Source organism: Streptomyces carminius, from assembly GCF_002794255.1.
Classification (GTDB): Bacteria; Actinomycetota; Actinomycetes; order Streptomycetales; family Streptomycetaceae; genus Streptomyces; species Streptomyces carminius.
This window is the reverse complement of record NZ_PGGW01000019.1, coordinates 108,682-125,372: the sequence shown is the minus strand read 5'-3', so window position 1 is coordinate 125,372 and position 16,691 is coordinate 108,682. Positions and strand designations below refer to the sequence as shown.

Here is a 16,691-nt window from a genome sequence, read left to right as displayed (position 1 = left end):
CCGCCGGCGCTCCGCGGCACCATGAGGCAGGGAGTTACGACCGTGGCAAGTGGCAACGCGATCCGGGGAAGCCGGGTCGGGGCGGGGCCGATGGGAGAGGCCGAGCGGGGCGAGTCCGCGCCGCGCCTGCGGATTCCCTTCTGGTGCTCCAACGGGCACGAGACCCGCCCCAGCTTCGCCAGCGACGCACAGGTCCCGGACACCTGGGACTGTCCGCGCTGTGGCTTTCCGGCAGGCAAGGACCGGGACAATCCGCCGGCCCCACCGCGCACCGAGCCGTACAAGACGCATCTCGCGTATGTGCGCGAGCGGCGCAGCGACGCCGACGGCGAGGCGATCCTCGCCGAGGCGCTGGCCAAGCTGCGCGGGGAGATCTGAAGGCTCCGCCCGCGCGGGGGCGGACACCAGCGGCGGCCCGGCCGTACGTCCCGGTGAGGACGTACGGCCGGGCCGCCGCTGCGTGGGACGGCCGTTCGACTAGGTTGACCAGGTTGGGAACCGGCCGGTCCGTCGCACGGGGACCGCGAGAGAGAAGTGGACTGAATTCGCAGATGAACGCTGAAGGCCGCGGCAGGCTCGATCACATGCCGCAGTGGCAGGCGCTGGCCAGGCACCGCGAGGAGCTGGGGGAGGTGCGCCTGCGCGACCTGTTCGCCGACGATCCGGGCCGTGCCGAGCGGTACGGCGTCCGGGTGGGCGACCTGTACCTGGACTACTCGAAGAACCTCGTCACGGACGAGACGCTGCGGCTGCTGGGCGAGCTGGCCGGGGCCACCGGTGTCGCGGAACTGCGGGACGCGATGTTCCGGGGCGAGCGGATCAACACCACCGAGAACCGGGCCGTGCTGCACACCGCCCTGCGGGCCCCGCGGGAGGCGGTGATCGAGGTCGACGGCGAGGATGTCGTCCCCGCCGTGCACGCCGTGCTTGACCGGATGGCCGTCTTCGCCCAGGCGGTGCGCTCCGGCCGGTGGGTCGGCCACACCGGACGGCGCGTCAGGAACGTCGTCAACATCGGCATCGGCGGCTCCGACCTGGGACCCGCGATGGCGTTCGAGGCGTTGCGCGCCTACACCGACCGGGAGCTGGAGGTCCGCTTCGTCTCCAACGTGGACGGCGCGGACCTGCACGAGGCGCTCCAGGGACTGGACCCGGCCGAGACGCTGTTCGTCGTCGCCTCCAAGACCTTCACCACCATCGAGACCATCACCAACGCCACTTCGGCGAAGAACTGGCTGCTGGCCGGCCTGGGCGCGGGGAAGGAGGCGGTGGCCAAGCACTTCGTGGCGCTCTCGACGAACGCGGAGGCGGTCGGGGAGTTCGGCATCGACACCTCGAACATGTTCGAGTTCTGGGACTGGGTCGGCGGCCGCTACTCCTACGACTCGGCCATCGGCCTGTCGCTGATGATCGCCATCGGCCCGGACCGCTTCCGCGAGATGCTGGACGGCTTCCGCACCGTCGATACGCACTTCCGCACCGCACCGCCCGGGGAGAACGCCCCGTTGCTGCTGGGTCTGCTGGGCATCTGGTACGGCGCCTTCTTCGACGCCCAGTCGCACGCGGTGCTGCCCTACAGCCACTACCTGTCGAAGTTCCCCGCCTACCTCCAGCAGCTCGACATGGAGTCCAACGGCAAGTCGGTGGACCGGCAGGGCCGGCCGGTGAGCTGGCAGACCGGACCGGTGGTCTGGGGCACCCCCGGCACCAACGGCCAGCACGCGTACTTCCAGCTGCTGCACCAGGGCACCCGGCTGGTCCCCGCGGACCTCATCGGCTTCGCCCGGCCGGTGCCCGGCCTGTCGCCGGAACTCGCGGCCCAGCACGATCTGCTGATGGCCAATCTCTTCGCCCAGGGCCAGGCGCTGGCCTTCGGCAAGGCGCAGGAGGAGGTGCGGGCCGAGGGCGTGCCCGAGGAGCAGGTCCCGCACCGCACCTTCCGGGGCAACCGCCCCACGACGACGATCCTGGCCGACGAACTGACCCCCTCGGTACTGGGCCAGCTGGTCGCGCTGTACGAGCACAAGGTGTTCGTCCAGGGCGCGGTCTGGGACATCGACTCCTTCGACCAGTGGGGCGTGGAGCTGGGCAAGGTCCTGGCCAAGCGTGTCGAGCCCGCGCTGACCGGGGGCGCCGAGCCGGCGGGACTGGACGCCTCCACGGCGGCCCTGGTGGCCCGCTACCGCGCCCTGCGCGGCCGCGGCTGATCACGTCCCGGCCCCACGCCGTTCCCCCGGTACGCCGTTGGCCCCGCCTCCGTACGGAGGCGGGGCCAACGGGCCTCGTCCGGGCGGCCCTCCGGCCGGTCAGCTCCGGGCCGAGGCCGGCAGGCGGGACGCGGCGGCCTCGTCGAGGATCCACAGGGTGCGCTCGCGGCCCCGGGCGCCCGTGGCGGGCGCCCGGAAGGGGTCCTCGGCGGTCAGCGCGCCGGCCGCCGCCTCCGCCTTGTCCTCGCCGGCCGCCAGCAGCCACACCTGGCGGGCCGCCCGGAGGGCCGGGAGGGTGAGGGAGACCCGTACCGGCGGCGGCTTCGGGGAGTCCGTGACGCCGACGACCGTCCGCCCCTCCTCCCGCACCGCCGGATGCTCCGGGAAGAGGGAGGCCACATGGGTGTCCGGGCCCAGCCCCAGCAGCAGCACGTCGAAGGACGGCACCGCCGGCGCGTCCCGGCCGCCGCCCGCCGCGGCGGCGAGTTCCGCCGCGTACGCCTCCGCCGCTGCCGCCGCGTCGTCGCCGTGGGGGCCGCCGGAGGCGGGCATCGGATGGACCCGCGCCGGGTCCAGCGGGAGTCCGTCCAGAAGCGCCAGGCGGGCCTGGGTGTGGTTGCGGTCCGGGTCGCCGTCGGGCAGGAACCGCTCGTCGCCCCACCACAGGTCCACCCGTGACCAGTCGACGGCGCTCCGGCCAGGGGCCTGGGCCAGGGCCGCCAGCAGACCGATGCCGTTGCGGCCGCCGGTCAGCACCAGGGAAGCGGTGCCGCGGGCGCTCTGCGCCTCCGCGACCGCGGTGAGCAGCCCCGCCGCCGTCGCCCGGAGCAGCGTCTCCGGGTCGGGATGGACGGTGAGCCGCGGAGGAGGAGCCCCGGGCACGTCCACCGGGCCACCGTCCGGGACCTTCGAGGCCGGTTCCCCCGGGGCGCCCGGGTTCTCCGGGCCTGCCTCCGTCCGGCCCACCGTGTCCGTCCCGTCCGTCCCGTCCGTCCCGTCCGTCCCGTCCGCTGCGGGCCGGCCGCGCAGCCGGTCGAGGCCGAAGCAGATCGCCTGCGCGTAGGTCTCGTCCGGGTCCAGGCGCCGCAGCTCCTCCGCGATCAGCTCGGCCGTGCCGCGCCGGTGGAGGGCCACGTTCCGGTCGGGCTGGCCGGGCACGACGAGCCTGGCCAGTGAGCCGTCGCCGCGCTCCAGGCAGATGTCGCCCTCGCCGGTGGCCAGCCGTACGGCCGTGATGCCCGGCCCCTCGGAGACCCTGCGCTCGACGGGGACGTCCAGCCGCCGGGCGAGCCAGAGTGCCAGCAGCTCGGTGCTGGGGTTGTACTCCTCGCCCTCGACGACCGCGCCGTCGATCCGGACCGGCTTCTGGTCCAGGGCGGCGGCCAGCACACTGCGCCACAGGGTGACGCGGGTCCAGGCCAGATCGGTGTCGCCGGGCGCGTAGCTGCGGGCCCGCAGCGCCAGCGCGCCCACCGGGTCCTCGTTCTCGGCCGCGTCGGTGATGCGCCGCTGCGCGAGTACGCCGAGAGGGTCCTTCGAGGGATGCTCTGGTCCGTCGGCGGGCCACCAGACGACGGCGGGCGCGTCCGGCAGCAGCAGGGGCAGGACGACGCTGTGGGCGTGGGAGGCCAGCTCCCCGTGCAGCCGCAGCAGCACCGTCTCGCCGGTGCCGGTGCCGCCGCCGACCCGTACCTCGGCGTCGAGCCGGGCCGTGGCCCGGTCCCGGGGGGAACGACCCGGACGCCGGACGACGACGAGGATCCGCGAGGGGTGCTCGCGGGAGGCCTCGCTGGCCGCCTTCAGCGCGTCGTAGTGGCTGCCCTCGTCCGTCACGATGACGAGCGTGAGCACCATGCCGACGGCCGGGCTGCCCATCGCCCGCCGAGCCTTCACCAGAGCCGCGTTGATCTGGCCGGACGTGGTGTCCGTGAGGTCGATGTTCATGGGCGCCGCCAGCTCCGTCCGTCGCGTGCGAGCATCTCGTCGGCCGCCTGCGGACCCCAGGTCCCGGCGGTGTACGGTTCGGGCCTGCCGTGCGCCTCCCAGAACTCCTCGACCGGGTCCAGGATCTCCCAGGACCGCTCGACCTCCTGGTGCCGCGGGAAGAGGTTGGCGTCGCCCAGCAGCACGTCCAGGATGAGCCGTTCGTACGCCTCGGGGCTGGATTCGGTGAAGGACTCGCCGTAGGCGAAGTCCATCGTCACGTCCCGGATCTCCATGGAGGTGCCGGGCACCTTGGAACCGAACCGGATGGTGATGCCCTCGTCCGGCTGCACCCGGATGACCAGCGCGTTCTGCCCCAGCTCCCGGGTGTCGGTGGCGTCGAAGGGGGAGTAGGGGGCGCGCTGGAAGACCACCGCGATCTCGGTGACGCGGCGGCCCAGCCGCTTGCCCGTGCGCAGGTAGAAGGGGACTCCCGCCCAGCGGCGGTTGTCGATCTCCAGCTTGACGGCCGCGTAGGTGTCGGTGCGGGAGTCCGGGTCGATGCCCTCCTCCTCCAGGTAGCCGGGCACCTTCCGGCCGCCCTGCCAGCCCGCGGCGTACTGGCCGCGCACGGTGTGGCGGCCCAGGTCCTTCGGCAGCCGTACCGCGTTGAGCACCTTGAGCTTCTCGGTGACCAGCGCCTTGGCGTCGAAGGAGGAGGGCTCCTCCATGGCGGTCAGGGCCAGCAGCTGGAGCAGGTGGTTCTGGATCACGTCGCGGGCCGCGCCGATGCCGTCGTAGTACCCCGCGCGCCCACCGATGCCGATGTCCTCGGCCATCGTGATCTGCACGTGGTCCACGTAGGAGCGGTTCCACAGCGGCTCGAACATCGTGTTGGCGAAGCGCAGCGCCAGGATGTTCTGGACGGTCTCCTTGCCCAGGTAGTGGTCGATCCGGAAGACGTCGGACTGCCGGAAGACCTGGTGGACGACCCGGTTGAGCTCCTGGGCGCTGGCCAGGTCGTGCCCGAAGGGCTTCTCGATGACCGCACGGCGCCAGGAGCCGTCAGGCGCGTCGGACAGCTCGTGCTTCTTGAGCTGCTGCAGGACGGTGGGGAAGAACTTGGGCGGTACCGAGAGGTAGAAGGCGAAGTTGCCGCCGGTGCCGCGTGAGGAGTCCAGGTCCTGGATGGTCGACTTCAGTCTGGCGAACGCCTCGTCGTCGTCGAAGACCCCGGGCACGAAGCGCATGCCCGCGCCGAGCTGCCGCCAGACCTCCTCCCGGAAGGGAGTGCGGGCGTACTGCTTGACCGAGTCGTGCACCACCTGGCAGAAGTCCTGGTCCTCCCAGTCGCGGCGGGCGAAGCCGACGAGGGAGAAGCCCGGGGGCAGCAGCCCCCGGTTGGCGAGGTCGTAGACGGCGGGCATCAGCTTCTTACGTGACAGATCGCCGGTGACGCCGAAAATGACCAGGCCCGACGGCCCCGCGATACGCGGGAGCCGCCGGTCCTGTGCGTCACGCAGCGGGTTGGCCGCGCTGCTCACCTGCGTTACGCCTCCTTCGGGGCGAGACGCTTCAGCTCCGCCTCGGTGGAGGCCAGCAGATCGTTCCAGGCCTGCTCGAACTTCTCGACGCCCTCGGTCTCCAGCAGCTCGACGACCTCGTCGTAGCCGATGCCGAGCCCGGCGAGCGCGTCGAGGTCGGCACGGGCCTGCTCGTAGGTGCCGCGCACCGTGTCGCCGGTGATCTCGCCGTGGTCGCCGACGGCGGCCAGGGTGGCCTCCGGCATGGTGTTCACGGTGCCGGGGGCGACCAGCTCGGTGACGTAGAGGGTGTCGGGGTAGGCCGGGTCCTTCACACCGGTGGACGCCCACAGGGGACGCTGCCGGTTGGCGCCGGCGGACTCCAGGGCCGTCCAGCGGTCGGAGGCGACGACCTCCTCGTAGGCCTGGTAGGCCAGCCTGGCGTTGGCCAGCGCCGCCCTGCCCTTGAGCGCCAGGGCTTCCTCGGTGCCCAGGGCGGTCAGCCGCTTGTCGACCTCGGTGTCCACCCGGGAGACGAAGAACGACGCCACGGAGTGGATCTCCGACAGGTCCAGCCCCTTCTCCCGGGCCTGCTCCAGACCCGTCAGGTAGGCGTCCATGACCATCCGGTAGCGCTCCAGGGAGAAGATCAGCGTGACGTTGACGCTGATGCCCGAGGCGATGGTCTCCGTGATGGCAGGCAGCCCGGCCTGCGTGGCGGGGATCTTGATGAAGGTGTTGGGGCGGTCCACCAGCCAGGCGAGCTGCCTGGCCTCGGCCGCCGTCGGCCGGGTGGCGTGCGCCAGCCGCGGGTCCACCTCGATGGAGACCCGGCCGTCCAGACCGCCGGTGGCGTCGAAGACCGGGCGCAGCACGTCGGCGGCGTCCCGGACGTCGGCGGTGGTGATCATCCGGATGGCCTCCTCCACCGTCACCCCGCGGGACGCCAGGTCGGCCAGCTGCCGGTCGTAGCCGTGGCCCTCGGAGATCGCCTTCTGGAAGATCGACGGGTTGGTGGTGACACCCACGACGTGCTGCTCGTTCAGCAGTTCGGCGAGGTTGCCCGAGGTGATGCGCTGACGGGACAGGTCGTCCAGCCAGATCGCGACACCTTCGTCGCTCAGGCGCTTGAGTGCGTCTGTCATGAGGGATGCATCTCCTGATTCTTCTGCTTTCGACGGCCTGTTGGGCACCTGTTGGCGTCAGCGCGCGGTGGCGGCCAGGGATTCCCGGGCCGCTTCGGCCACGGCCTCGTGGGTCAGACCGAACTCGCGGTACAGCACCTTGTAGTCGGCCGAGGCGCCGAAGTGCTCCAGGGAGACGACGCGACCGGTGTCGCCGACGTACCGGTACCAGGTCAGGCCGACCCCGGCCTCGACCGCCACCCGTGCCCGCACCGACGGCGGCAGCACGCTGTCGCGCCACTGCTGGTCCTGCTCCTCGAACCACTCCAGGCACGGCATCGACACCACCCTGGTGGGCACGCCCTCGGCCTGCAGGGTCTCGCGCGCGGCGACGGCGAGCTGGACCTCCGAGCCGGTGGCGATGAGCACGACCCGCGGCTCGGCGGCCCGCCCGGCGGAGTCCGCCGCCTCGAACAGCACGTATCCGCCGCGGGCGGCGTCCTCGTTCGCCTCGTAGGTCGGCACGTTCTGCCGGGTCAGGGCGATGCCGTGCGGGGCGGGGCGCTCGCTGTGGCGGCGCGTGATCTCGCGCCAGGCGATGGCGGTCTCGTTGGCGTCGGCCGGGCGGACGATGTTCAGACCCGGGATGGCGCGCAGCGCCGCCAGGTGCTCGACCGGCTGGTGGGTCGGACCGTCCTCGCCCAGGCCGATGGAGTCGTGGGTCCACACGTAGGTGACCGGCAGCCCCATCAGCGCCGCCAGCCGCACCGCCGGACGCATGTAGTCGGAGAACACCAGGAAGGTGCCGCCGTAGATCCGGGTGTTCCCGTGCAGCGCGATGCCGTTCATGGTCGATCCCATGGCGTGCTCGCGGATGCCGAAGTGGATCGTGCGGCCGTACGGGTCCGCCTCCGGCAGCGGGTTGTCCGCGGGGAGGAAGGAGGAGGTGGCGTCGATGGTGGTGTTGTTCGAGCCCGCGAGGTCGGCGGAGCCGCCCCACAGCTCGGGCAGCACCCCGCCCAGCGCCTTGAGCACCGCGCCCGAGGCCTTGCGGGTCGCCACGTCCTTGCCCGTCTCGAAGGAGGGGAGCGCCTTCTCCCAGCCCTCCGGCAGCTTCCCGGCGCTGATGCGGTCGAACTCCGCGGCGCGCCCGGGGTTGTTCTCGCGCCACTCGGCGAACCGCTTGTCCCACTCGGCACGCGCCGCGCGGCCCCGGTCGACCACCTCACGGGCGTGCGCGAGGACCTCGTCGGTCACCTCGAAGTGCTTGTCGGGGTCGAAGCCCAGCACCCGCTTGGTGGCGGCGACCTCCTCGGCGCCCAGCGCGGAGCCGTGCGCGGCCTCGGTGTTCTGCGCGTTCGGCGCGGGCCAGGCGATGATCGTGCGGGCCGCGATCAGCGAGGGCCGCCCGGTCTCCTCCTGGGCGGCCCGCAGCGCCGCGTACAGCTCCCGTACGTCGAAGTCGCCGCTGGGCGCCTGCTCGACCCGCTGGACGTGCCAGCCGTAGGCCTCGTACCGCTTCAGCACGTCCTCGCTGAGCGCGGTGGCGGTGTCGCCCTCGATGGAGATGTGGTTGTCGTCGTACAGGGCGACGATGTTGCCCAGCTTCTGGTGGCCGGCCAGCGAGGACGCCTCGGCGGAGACGCCCTCCTCCAGGTCTCCGTCGGAGACGATCGCCCAGATGGTGTGGTCGAAGGGGGAGGCGCCCGCGGCGGCCTCCGGGTCGAACAGACCGCGCTCGTAGCGGGCGGCCATCGCCATGCCCACCGCGTTGGCGATGCCCTGGCCGAGTGGCCCGGTGGTGGTCTCCACACCGGCCGTGTGGCCGTGCTCCGGGTGACCCGGGGTCTTGCTGCCCCAGGTGCGGAAAGCCTTCAGATCCTCCAGCTCCAGTCCGTAGCCGGACAGGTAGAGCTGGGTGTAGAGGGTCAGGCTGGTGTGGCCGGGGGAGAGGACGAAACGGTCCCGGCCCGTCCACTGCGGGTCCGACGGGTCGTGCCGCATCAGCTTCTGGAAGAGAAGGTATGCGGCGGGGGCCAGGCTCATGGCGGTACCGGGGTGGCCGTTGCCGACTTTCTGCACGGCGTCCATGGCCAGGACCCGGGCGGTGTCGACAGCCCGCTGATCCAGTTCGGTCCACTCGAGGTCTGTGGTGGTCGGCTTGGTGCTCACCCTGCGTCAGGGCTCCTCTCCACATGTCGAAGGCCGGTGTCTGACAGGTCACACCGGGCGCTGTCGAGCGTACCCCCGCCGGTGTTCCCCCATTTCGGCTGCTCATCCTTTGAGCGGCGGCATTGCCAAATCGGCCGAAACCGGGTCGGTGGCAGGTGCTTCGCCGAGCATGTGTCGGACACGGAGCGCACATGAGCGCGTCCCGCGCCCGGCCGCCGCCGTGCCGTCACCCCGCCCGCCGTCCTCCCCGCCCGCGGCGGTCCCCGCGCGGCGCGCCCGTGGGGCGCGCCAACACGGAGCACCCCCGGGGCGAGCGGCGTATGGCCAGCGTCTAGAGTGGCGTGGTACGTGCGAGCGGTGACGGAAGCCCTGCGTGCTCCGGTTCCCGACTCGCTGGTTCCCACGCGGCGCGAGCCGCGCATGTCGTTGTGATCAGGGGTGTCCGTGACGGCCGTCGAATCCCGTCCAGCGGGTGTGCTGGCTCCGAGTTCAACGCACCGGCCGCTCGGGGCCCGTATCAAGGGCTTCGTGGCGCTGACCAAGCCGCGGATCATCGAGCTCCTGCTGATCACCACCATCCCTGTGATGTTCCTCGCCGCGCAGGGCGTGCCCGACCTGGGGCTGGTACTGGCCACCTGTGTCGGCGGCTACCTGTCGGCGGGCGGCGCCAACGCGCTGAACATGTACCTGGACCGCGACATCGACGCGCTGATGCACCGCACCGAGCGACGCCCGCTGGTCACCGGGATCGTCGCGCCCGGTGAGGCGCTGGCCTTCGGCATCGGTCTGGCGGTGGTCTCCACCGTCTGGTTCGTCCTGCTGGTCAACTGGCTTTCGGCCGCCCTGGCGCTGGGCGCCCTGCTGTTCTACGTCGTCGTCTACACGATGCTCCTCAAGCGGCGCACCTCCCAGAACATCGTCTGGGGCGGCATCGCGGGCTGCATGCCGGTCCTCATCGGCTGGTCCTCGGTGACGAACGAGGTGAGCTGGGCCGCCGCCGTCCTCTTCCTGGTCATCTTCTTCTGGACACCGCCCCACTACTGGCCGCTGTCGATGAAGGTCAAGGACGACTACGAGCGCGTCGGGGTCCCGATGCTCCCGGTCGTCGCCGGCAACAAGGCCGTGGCCCGGCAGATCGTCCTCTACAGCTGGCTGATGGTCGCCGTCTCGCTGGCCCTGTGGCCGCTGGGTTACGTGGGCTGGTTCTACCCGCTGGTCGCACTCGCCGCGGGAGCCTGGTGGCTGAAGGAGGCCCACGCCCTCCAGGCCCGCGCCAAGGCCGGGGTCACCGGGGCGAAGCTCAGGGAGATGCGGCTGTTCCACTGGTCGATCACCTATGTGTCGGTGCTGTTCGTCGCGGTGGCGGTGGATCCCTTCCTGCGGTGAGCACGCGCGGCCTGCGCCACCCGCGGCCGCGCGTGGTGCAGGCCACCCGGAGCGGCGGTCGCCGACCGTTCTACCCGCCGGTAGCATTCTGTGCATGGACAGCACACAGCAGGCGGAGGAGAGCGGGCCCGACGCCCGGACCCGGCGCCGGGTGACCAGGCTCGCCAAGGAGATCGGCCGGTTCGCCGCGGAGCACGGCGGCAGCACCGACGCCCATCTCGAGTACCTCGGGCAGCGGGGCGTGCGGATCGTCCTGGTCGCCGCCGACGGCGAGTGGGGCGATCTGGTGGCTCCCACCCGGGAGATCGCCGAGCAGGCCGCCGAGCGGGCCGGGGCCACCCTCCACGAGACCCTCGACGGCGAGCTCGCCGCCCGTATCCGCACCGGCCCCTACGAGTGGGAGCGCATGGCGGGGATCCAGCTCGGCGGGCCGGGCGGCGGGAACCGCTGACGCGGCGGGCGGCACCCGTACCCGCCGTCGGCCGCCGGTCCGGTCATGGAACCCTCGTCCGACCAGTACGGCCGCGGGATCCGCCATCTGGAGGCGGGCCCGTGCCGGAGCCGTACGTGGTGGCGGCGCGGCTGTTCGCCCGGGAGACGGAGCGGCTGCTGTCCACCCGGACGAGGGAGGGCGACTGCACCCGGCGGGACGCCCGCAGGGCAGCCGCGATGGTCGGCGGCGGAACCGCCCGCCGCCTCTACCGGCTGGGACCGGTCACCGGTTCGGCCGGCGCGGCGGGGGACTGATCCGGCGCCGAACCCGGGACGGAGTCCGGAACGGGGACCGCGGCAACGGGCGGCAGCCCGCGCTCGCGCAGTGCCAGCACCACCCGCAGTACGGCGATCCACACCAGTGTCGAGCCCAGCAGGTGGAGCGCGACCAGTACCTCGGGCAGCTCGGTGAGGTACTGGACGTAGCCGATCGCACCCTGCGCCAGCAGCACCACCAGCAGTTCCCGGGTCCGGGCGAGGGGGCCCGGCGGCGAGCCCGCCGCCCGCAGCACCGCCCACAGCGCCACCGCCAGCGCCACCACCGTCCAGGCGAGCAGGGCGTGCACCCGGGTCACGGACTCCCAGTCCACGCCCATCCGCGGCACGTCGCTGCTGTCACCCGCGTGCGGTCCGGCGCCGGTCACCACCGTCCCGACGGCGATGAGCGCCGCGGTGACGGCGGTCAGCGCCGCCGCGAGCCGCCCCGCCCGCGGCCCCGCCAGCGGGCGCGGCTCCTCGTCCCCCTCGCGGGCACGCAGCCAGGTCAGGGTGGAGAGGGTGAGCAGCACGGTGGCGAGCAGGAAGTGCGTGGCGACGGTGTACGGGTTCAGCTCCATCAGCACGGTCACCCCGCCCATCAGGGCGTTGGCGAGGACCAGCCAGAACTGCGACCAGGCCAGCCGGGTCAGCGGCCGGCGGCGCGGCTCGGCCGAGCGCGCCGCGACGATCGCCCAGCCGACGGCGGCGCTCAGCACGTACGTCAGCAGGCGGTTGCCGAACTCGATGGCGCCGTGCAGGCCCATCTCGGGGGTGGCGATCAGACTGTCCCCGCTGCACTTGGGCCAGGTCTCGCACCCCAGTCCCGAGCCGGTCAGCCGCACCACCCCGCCGGTCACCACGATGACCACGCTCATCACGAGCGCGGTCAGGGCCGCCAGCTCCACGGTGCGCTGGGCGGGGGTCCAGCGCCGGGCGACGTACGCGACGGGGTTTCGCGCGAATTCGAGCAGATTGGGCACGGAGCCATGGTAGGCGCGCGCTTGTGCGGACTTTCACGAGGGGGCACGGAGCACTCCGCGCGCCGGTGCCGCCGCCGGCCGGGGTCCGCCCGGCGGCGAGGCGTCCCGCCGCCGGGTCCTGCCCGGGCACACGGGGCCGGAGGCCGGGGGAGCGCGGGGGCGGCGAGCGGGATGGCCCCCGGCCGGCGCGGCCCTACTCCCAGCGGAAGAAGCGCGCCGCGGCCGCCAGCCCCAGCACCGCCCAGCAGCCCAGCACCGCCAGCTGCGCCCACGGCGGCCCGGCGCCGTCCCGCAGCACCTCCCGCAGGCCCTCGGAGAGCGCGGAGATCGGCAGCCACTCCAGCACTCCGCGCACCGGCGCGGGGAACCGGTCCAGCGGTACGACCACCCCGCCGCCGATCAGCAGCAGGACGAAGACGAGGTTGGCCGCCGCCAGCGTCGCCTCCGCCCGGAGCGTCCCGGCCATCAGCAGCCCGAGACCGGAGAAGGCGGCCGTACCGGCGACCAGCAGCAGCGCCACGGCGAGCGGACCGCCCCGCGGCGACCAGCCCAGCGCCAGGGCGACCGAGGTGAGCAACGCCGCCTGGAGCACCTCGACGACCAGCACCGCACAGGTCTTGGCGGTCATCAGCCCCCACCGGGGCAGCGGTGAGGCGGCCAGCCGCTTGAGCACCCCGTAGCGCCGCTCGAAGCCGGTGGAGATGGCCTGGCCGGTGAAGGCGGTGGAGAGCACCGCCAGCGCCAGCACCCCCGGGGCCAGGAAGTCCACCCGCCCGCCGCCGTCCCCGCCGTCCGCCGTGTCCGCCAGATCGACGATGTCCACGGCGCTGAACAGCACCAGCAGCAGTGTCGGAATGACGATCGTCAGCAGCAGCTGCTCACCGTGGCGCAGCAGCAGCCGGGTCTCCAGCACGGCCTGCGCGGCGATCATCCGGGGCAGCGGCGCGGCGCCCGGCCGGGGGGTGTACGTACCCGCCCCTGTGGTCCGAGTGCTCATGGGCGCGGCTCCCTGTCCGTCGGTTCCGGGCCGTGTTCTCCCGCGGGGCGGCCCGCCCCCTCGTCCCGCCGGGGGCGTACCCCGTGCCCCCGGCCGGGGCGTGCGTGCCGTGTCATGACCGCAGTCCCCTCCCCGTCAGCTCCAGGAAGACGTCCTCCAGGGTGCGCCGCTCCACCGCGATGCCGTCCGGCAGCACCCCGTTCTGCGCGCACCAGGAGGTCACCGTGGCCAGCAGCTGGGGGTCCACGGTGCCGGTCAGCCGGTACACGCCCGGGGCCGGTTCGGCGGCCGCGGTGCCGGCGGGCAGCGCCTTGAGAAGTGAGCCCAGGTCGAGCCCGGGACGGCCGGTGAAGCGCAGGGTGTTCTCGGCGCCGCCGCGGCACAGCCGCTCGGGGGTGCCCCGGGCGATCACCCGGCCGCCGTCGATGATCGCCACCTCGTCGGCCAGCGTCTCGGCCTCGTCCATGAAGTGGGTGCTCAGCACCACCGTCACCCCGTCGGCGCGCAGTTCGCGCACCAGCTCCCAGGCGGCCCGGCGGGCCTGCGGGTCCAGCCCGGCGGTCGGTTCGTCCAGGAAGACCAGTTCGGGGCGGCCGACGACGGCCATGGCCAGCGCCAGCCGCTGCTGCTGGCCGCCCGACAGCCGCCGGTACGGGGTGCGTCCGCAGCCGTCCAGGCCCAGCCGTTCCAGCAGTGCGCCGACGTCCAGCGGACGGGCGTGCAGCGCGGCCATGTGACGCAGCATCTCCGCGGCGCGGACGGTGGGGTAGACCCCGCCGCTCTGGAGCATCACGCCGATCCGGGGCCGCAGCGCGGCGGCGTCGGCGACCGGGTCCAGGCCCAGTACGCGGACGGTGCCCGCGTCCGGGCGCCGGTAGCCCTCACAGGTCTCGATCGTGGTGGTCTTGCCGGCTCCGTTGGGGCCGAGCACCGCGGTCACGGTGCCGCGTCCGACGGTGAGGTCCAGCCCGTCCACCGCGGCCCGGTTCCCGTACCGCTTCACCAGCCCTGCGACCTCGACGGCCGCCGTGTCTCGCATACGGGCGAGTCTAGGGAGCCCGGCGGGCCCGCACGGTCACCGGGGCGGATCGCGGCGGGCCGCCGGGACCGCCGGCGAGTCCCCCTGCCGGGTAAGGCATGCCTTACGTGACGCATGCCATTCCGGCCGGTCCGGGCGCGGGTTGCCCGGCTCCTCCGAATTACGCAACAATGGCGTTGTGAAAAAGCGCATCCGCCGGGGCGGCAGCCCGTGCCCCCGGCGGACCGGCAGGAGTGAGGAGGCGCGAACAGGCATGGCGGTCCACCGCACCGGCGACACCCGCGCCTCCGGCCCCTCCGTGCCGGAGGAGCAGCACGGCACCCGCAACAGGGTCGCGCGCTCCGTCCTCGACCACGGCCCGTCCACCGCGGCCGAACTGGCCGAACGCCTGGAGCTGACCCAGGCGGCGGTCCGCCGCCACCTGGACGCCCTCGTCGCCGAGGGCGTCGTGGAGCCCCGCGAGAAGCGGGTCTACGGCTCGCGCGGCAGGGGCCGTCCCGCCCGGGCCTTCGCGCTCACCGACCATGGCCGCAACCTCTTCGACCAGGCGTACGACCAGCTCGCGGTCGACGCCCTGCGCTGGATAGCGCGGGCGGCCGGCGACGGCGAGCGGGGCCGGGCCGCGGTGGCGGCCTTCGCCCGCGCGCGGATCACCGCCCAGACCGAGCGCTACCGCGCGGAGCTGGAGAAAGCGGCCCCCGAGGACCGGGCCGGGGTACTGGCCCGGGCCCTGTCCAGGGACGGGTACGCTGCCACCGCGCGCAGTGCGCCCGCCCCCGCCGGCAAAGCTCCCGCAGGGGAGCAGCTCTGCCAGCACCACTGCCCGGTGGCCCACGCGGCCGAGCAGTTCCCGCAGCTGTGCGAGGCGGAGACCGAGGTCTTCTCCCGCCTGCTCGGCACCCATGTGCAGCGTCTGGCCACCATCGCCCACGGCGACGGGGTGTGCACGACGTTCATCCCCGGGACGGCCCCCGGAGCGGAAACCGGGACATCCCCCAAGACCACCACAGCATCTGCAAGCACAGCCGGGAGGAACCCCGCATGACTCTCCCCACGGAGACTGCCCACCCTGAGCTGGAGGGACTGGGCAAGTACGAGTACGGCTGGGCCGACCCGGACGCCGCCGGCGCCTCGGCCAAGCGCGGCCTCTCCGAGGAGGTCGTCCGCGACATCTCGGCGAAGAAGTCCGAGCCGGAGTGGATGCTGAAGCTCCGCCTCAAGGGCCTGCGGCTCTTCCAGAAGAAGCCCATGCCGAACTGGGGCTCGGACCTGAGCGGCATCGACTTCGACAACATCAAGTACTTCGTGCGGTCCACCGAGAAGCAGGCCCAGTCCTGGGAGGACCTGCCGGAGGACATCAAGAACACCTACGACAGGCTGGGCATCCCCGAGGCGGAGAAGCAGCGGCTGGTCGCCGGTGTCGCGGCCCAGTACGAGTCCGAGGTGGTCTACCACCAGATCCGTGAGGACCTGGAGAGCCAGGGCGTCCTCTTCCTGGACACCGACACCGCGCTCAAGGAGCACCCGGAACTGTTCCAGGAGTACTTCGGCACCGTCATCCCGGCCGGCGACAACAAGTTCGCCGCGCTGAACACGGCGGTGTGGTCCGGCGGGTCGTTCATCTACGTGCCCAAGGGCGTCCACGTGGACATCCCGCTCCAGGCCTACTTCCGGATCAACACCGAGAACATGGGTCAGTTCGAGCGGACGCTGATCATCGTCGACGAGGACGCCTACGTCCACTACGTCGAGGGCTGCACCGCGCCGATCTACCAGTCGGACTCGCTGCACTCCGCGGTCGTGGAGATCATCGTCAAGAAGGGCGCCCGCTGCCGCTACACGACCATCCAGAACTGGTCGAACAACGTGTACAACCTGGTCACCAAGCGCGCCGTGGCCTACGAGGGCGCGACGATGGAGTGGGTCGACGGCAACATCGGCTCCAAGGTGACCATGAAGTACCCGGCCGTCTACCTGATGGGCGAGCACGCCAGGGGCGAGACCCTCTCGATCGCCTTCGCGGGCGAGGGCCAGCACCAGGACGCCGGCGCCAAGATGGTGCACATGGCGCCCAACACCTCCTCCAACATCGTCTCCAAGTCGGTGGCGCGGGGCGGCGGCCGCACCTCGTACCGCGGTCTGATCGAGATCGGCGAGGGCGCCGCGGGCTCCAAGTCCAACGTGCTGTGCGACGCGCTGCTGGTGGACACCGTCTCGCGCTCCGACACCTACCCCTACGTCGACGTCCGCGAGGACGACGTGACGATGGGCCACGAGGCGACGGTCTCCAAGGTGAGCGACGACCAGCTGTTCTACCTGATGCAGCGCGGGCTGTCCGAGGACGAGGCGATGGCGATGATCGTGCGCGGCTTCGTCGAGCCGATCGCCAAGGAGCTCCCCATGGAGTACGCGCTGGAGCTGAACCGGCTGATCGAGCTGCAGATGGAGGGCGCGGTCGGCTGACCCGACGGTCAGCCCCGGCCGGCCGGTCAGTCCCGACGGCCGGCCGGCACCCCGTTCGGCGGGTTTCCCGGCCGGGACAGGCCGGGAAACCCCAGGCCCACCCCGTGTGACCGTGAGCGAGCCGGCG

Annotated in this window: 14 protein-coding genes and 1 pseudogene; 7 read left to right on the top strand and 8 right to left on the bottom strand. The window is 72.6% G+C overall.

Going from position 1 to position 16,691, the window contains the following annotated elements; genetic code table 11:
• The first annotated feature begins 42 nt into the window (after positions 1 to 42).
• Positions 43 to 378, top strand: coding sequence for an RNA polymerase-binding protein RbpA (locus tag CUT44_RS06920; RefSeq protein WP_100201274.1), 336 nt, complete (start codon positions 43 to 45; stop codon positions 376 to 378).
• A 173-nt stretch (positions 379 to 551) separates the two neighbouring features.
• A complete protein-coding gene (gene pgi / locus CUT44_RS06915) occupies positions 552 to 2,207 on the top strand; it encodes a glucose-6-phosphate isomerase (RefSeq protein ID WP_100201273.1) in 1,656 nt (551 codons plus the stop codon).
• 99 nt (positions 2,208 to 2,306) lie between these two features.
• Here pgi and pgl read toward each other — a convergent pair whose 3' ends face one another.
• The 5 genes and pseudogenes from pgl to tkt all read right to left on the bottom strand — a co-directional run bounded on the left by pgl (position 2,307) and on the right by tkt (position 8,949).
• Complete coding sequence (gene pgl / locus CUT44_RS33860; protein WP_233221287.1) at positions 2,307 to 3,089, bottom strand: 6-phosphogluconolactonase; 783 nt, start codon at positions 3,087 to 3,089, stop codon at positions 2,307 to 2,309.
• Between the two features lie 164 nt (positions 3,090 to 3,253).
• A pseudogene (gene opcA / locus CUT44_RS33855) lies at positions 3,254 to 4,151 on the bottom strand (glucose-6-phosphate dehydrogenase assembly protein OpcA); the annotation flags it as partial.
• Positions 4,148 to 5,674: a glucose-6-phosphate dehydrogenase gene (gene zwf / locus CUT44_RS06905; RefSeq protein WP_100201271.1), complete on the bottom strand. Its 1,527-nt coding sequence runs from the start codon at positions 5,672 to 5,674 to the stop codon at positions 4,148 to 4,150. The gene zwf and the pseudogene opcA, both read right to left, overlap by 4 nt.
• 5 nt (positions 5,675 to 5,679) lie before the next feature.
• Positions 5,680 to 6,798: a transaldolase gene (gene tal / locus CUT44_RS06900; protein ID WP_100201270.1), complete on the bottom strand. Its 1,119-nt coding sequence runs from the start codon at positions 6,796 to 6,798 to the stop codon at positions 5,680 to 5,682.
• Between the two features lie 57 nt (positions 6,799 to 6,855).
• On the bottom strand, positions 6,856 to 8,949 hold the full coding sequence (gene tkt / locus CUT44_RS06895) for a transketolase (RefSeq protein ID WP_100201269.1): 2,094 nt from the start codon (positions 8,947 to 8,949) through the stop codon (positions 6,856 to 6,858).
• A 444-nt stretch (positions 8,950 to 9,393) separates the two neighbouring features.
• Here tkt and CUT44_RS06890 point away from each other — a divergent pair, with 444 nt between their 5' ends.
• The 3 genes from CUT44_RS06890 (at position 9,394) to CUT44_RS06880 (ending at position 11,082) form a co-directional block, all read left to right on the top strand.
• Entirely contained in the window at positions 9,394 to 10,335 is a 942-nt protein-coding gene (locus CUT44_RS06890; protein ID WP_100201268.1) for a heme o synthase, read from the top strand.
• 94 nt (positions 10,336 to 10,429) lie between these two features.
• A complete protein-coding gene (locus CUT44_RS06885) occupies positions 10,430 to 10,786 on the top strand; it encodes a hypothetical protein (protein ID WP_100201267.1) in 357 nt (118 codons plus the stop codon).
• A gap of 101 nt (positions 10,787 to 10,887) precedes the next feature.
• A complete protein-coding gene (locus tag CUT44_RS06880) occupies positions 10,888 to 11,082 on the top strand; it encodes a hypothetical protein (protein ID WP_100201266.1) in 195 nt (64 codons plus the stop codon).
• Here the strand turns inward: CUT44_RS06880 and CUT44_RS06875 are convergent.
• The 3 genes from CUT44_RS06875 to CUT44_RS06865 all read right to left on the bottom strand — a co-directional run bounded on the left by CUT44_RS06875 (position 11,034) and on the right by CUT44_RS06865 (position 14,101).
• Complete coding sequence (locus tag CUT44_RS06875; RefSeq protein WP_100201265.1) at positions 11,034 to 12,065, bottom strand: COX15/CtaA family protein; 1,032 nt, start codon at positions 12,063 to 12,065, stop codon at positions 11,034 to 11,036. The genes CUT44_RS06880 and CUT44_RS06875 overlap by 49 nt on opposite strands.
• Positions 12,066 to 12,258: 193 nt before the next feature.
• Positions 12,259 to 13,062: an ABC transporter permease gene (locus tag CUT44_RS06870; protein WP_100201264.1), complete on the bottom strand. Its 804-nt coding sequence runs from the start codon at positions 13,060 to 13,062 to the stop codon at positions 12,259 to 12,261.
• A gap of 112 nt (positions 13,063 to 13,174) precedes the next feature.
• Positions 13,175 to 14,101: an ABC transporter ATP-binding protein gene (locus CUT44_RS06865; RefSeq protein ID WP_100201263.1), complete on the bottom strand. Its 927-nt coding sequence runs from the start codon at positions 14,099 to 14,101 to the stop codon at positions 13,175 to 13,177.
• Between the two features lie 253 nt (positions 14,102 to 14,354).
• Here CUT44_RS06865 and CUT44_RS06860 point away from each other — a divergent pair, with 253 nt between their 5' ends.
• Positions 14,355 to 15,146: a helix-turn-helix transcriptional regulator gene (locus tag CUT44_RS06860; RefSeq protein ID WP_100201262.1), complete on the top strand. Its 792-nt coding sequence runs from the start codon at positions 14,355 to 14,357 to the stop codon at positions 15,144 to 15,146.
• A complete protein-coding gene (sufB, locus tag CUT44_RS06855) occupies positions 15,143 to 16,564 on the top strand; it encodes a Fe-S cluster assembly protein SufB (protein WP_100201261.1) in 1,422 nt (473 codons plus the stop codon). Before CUT44_RS06860 ends, sufB begins: the two co-directional genes overlap by 4 nt.
• Positions 16,565 to 16,691 lie beyond the last annotated feature (127 nt).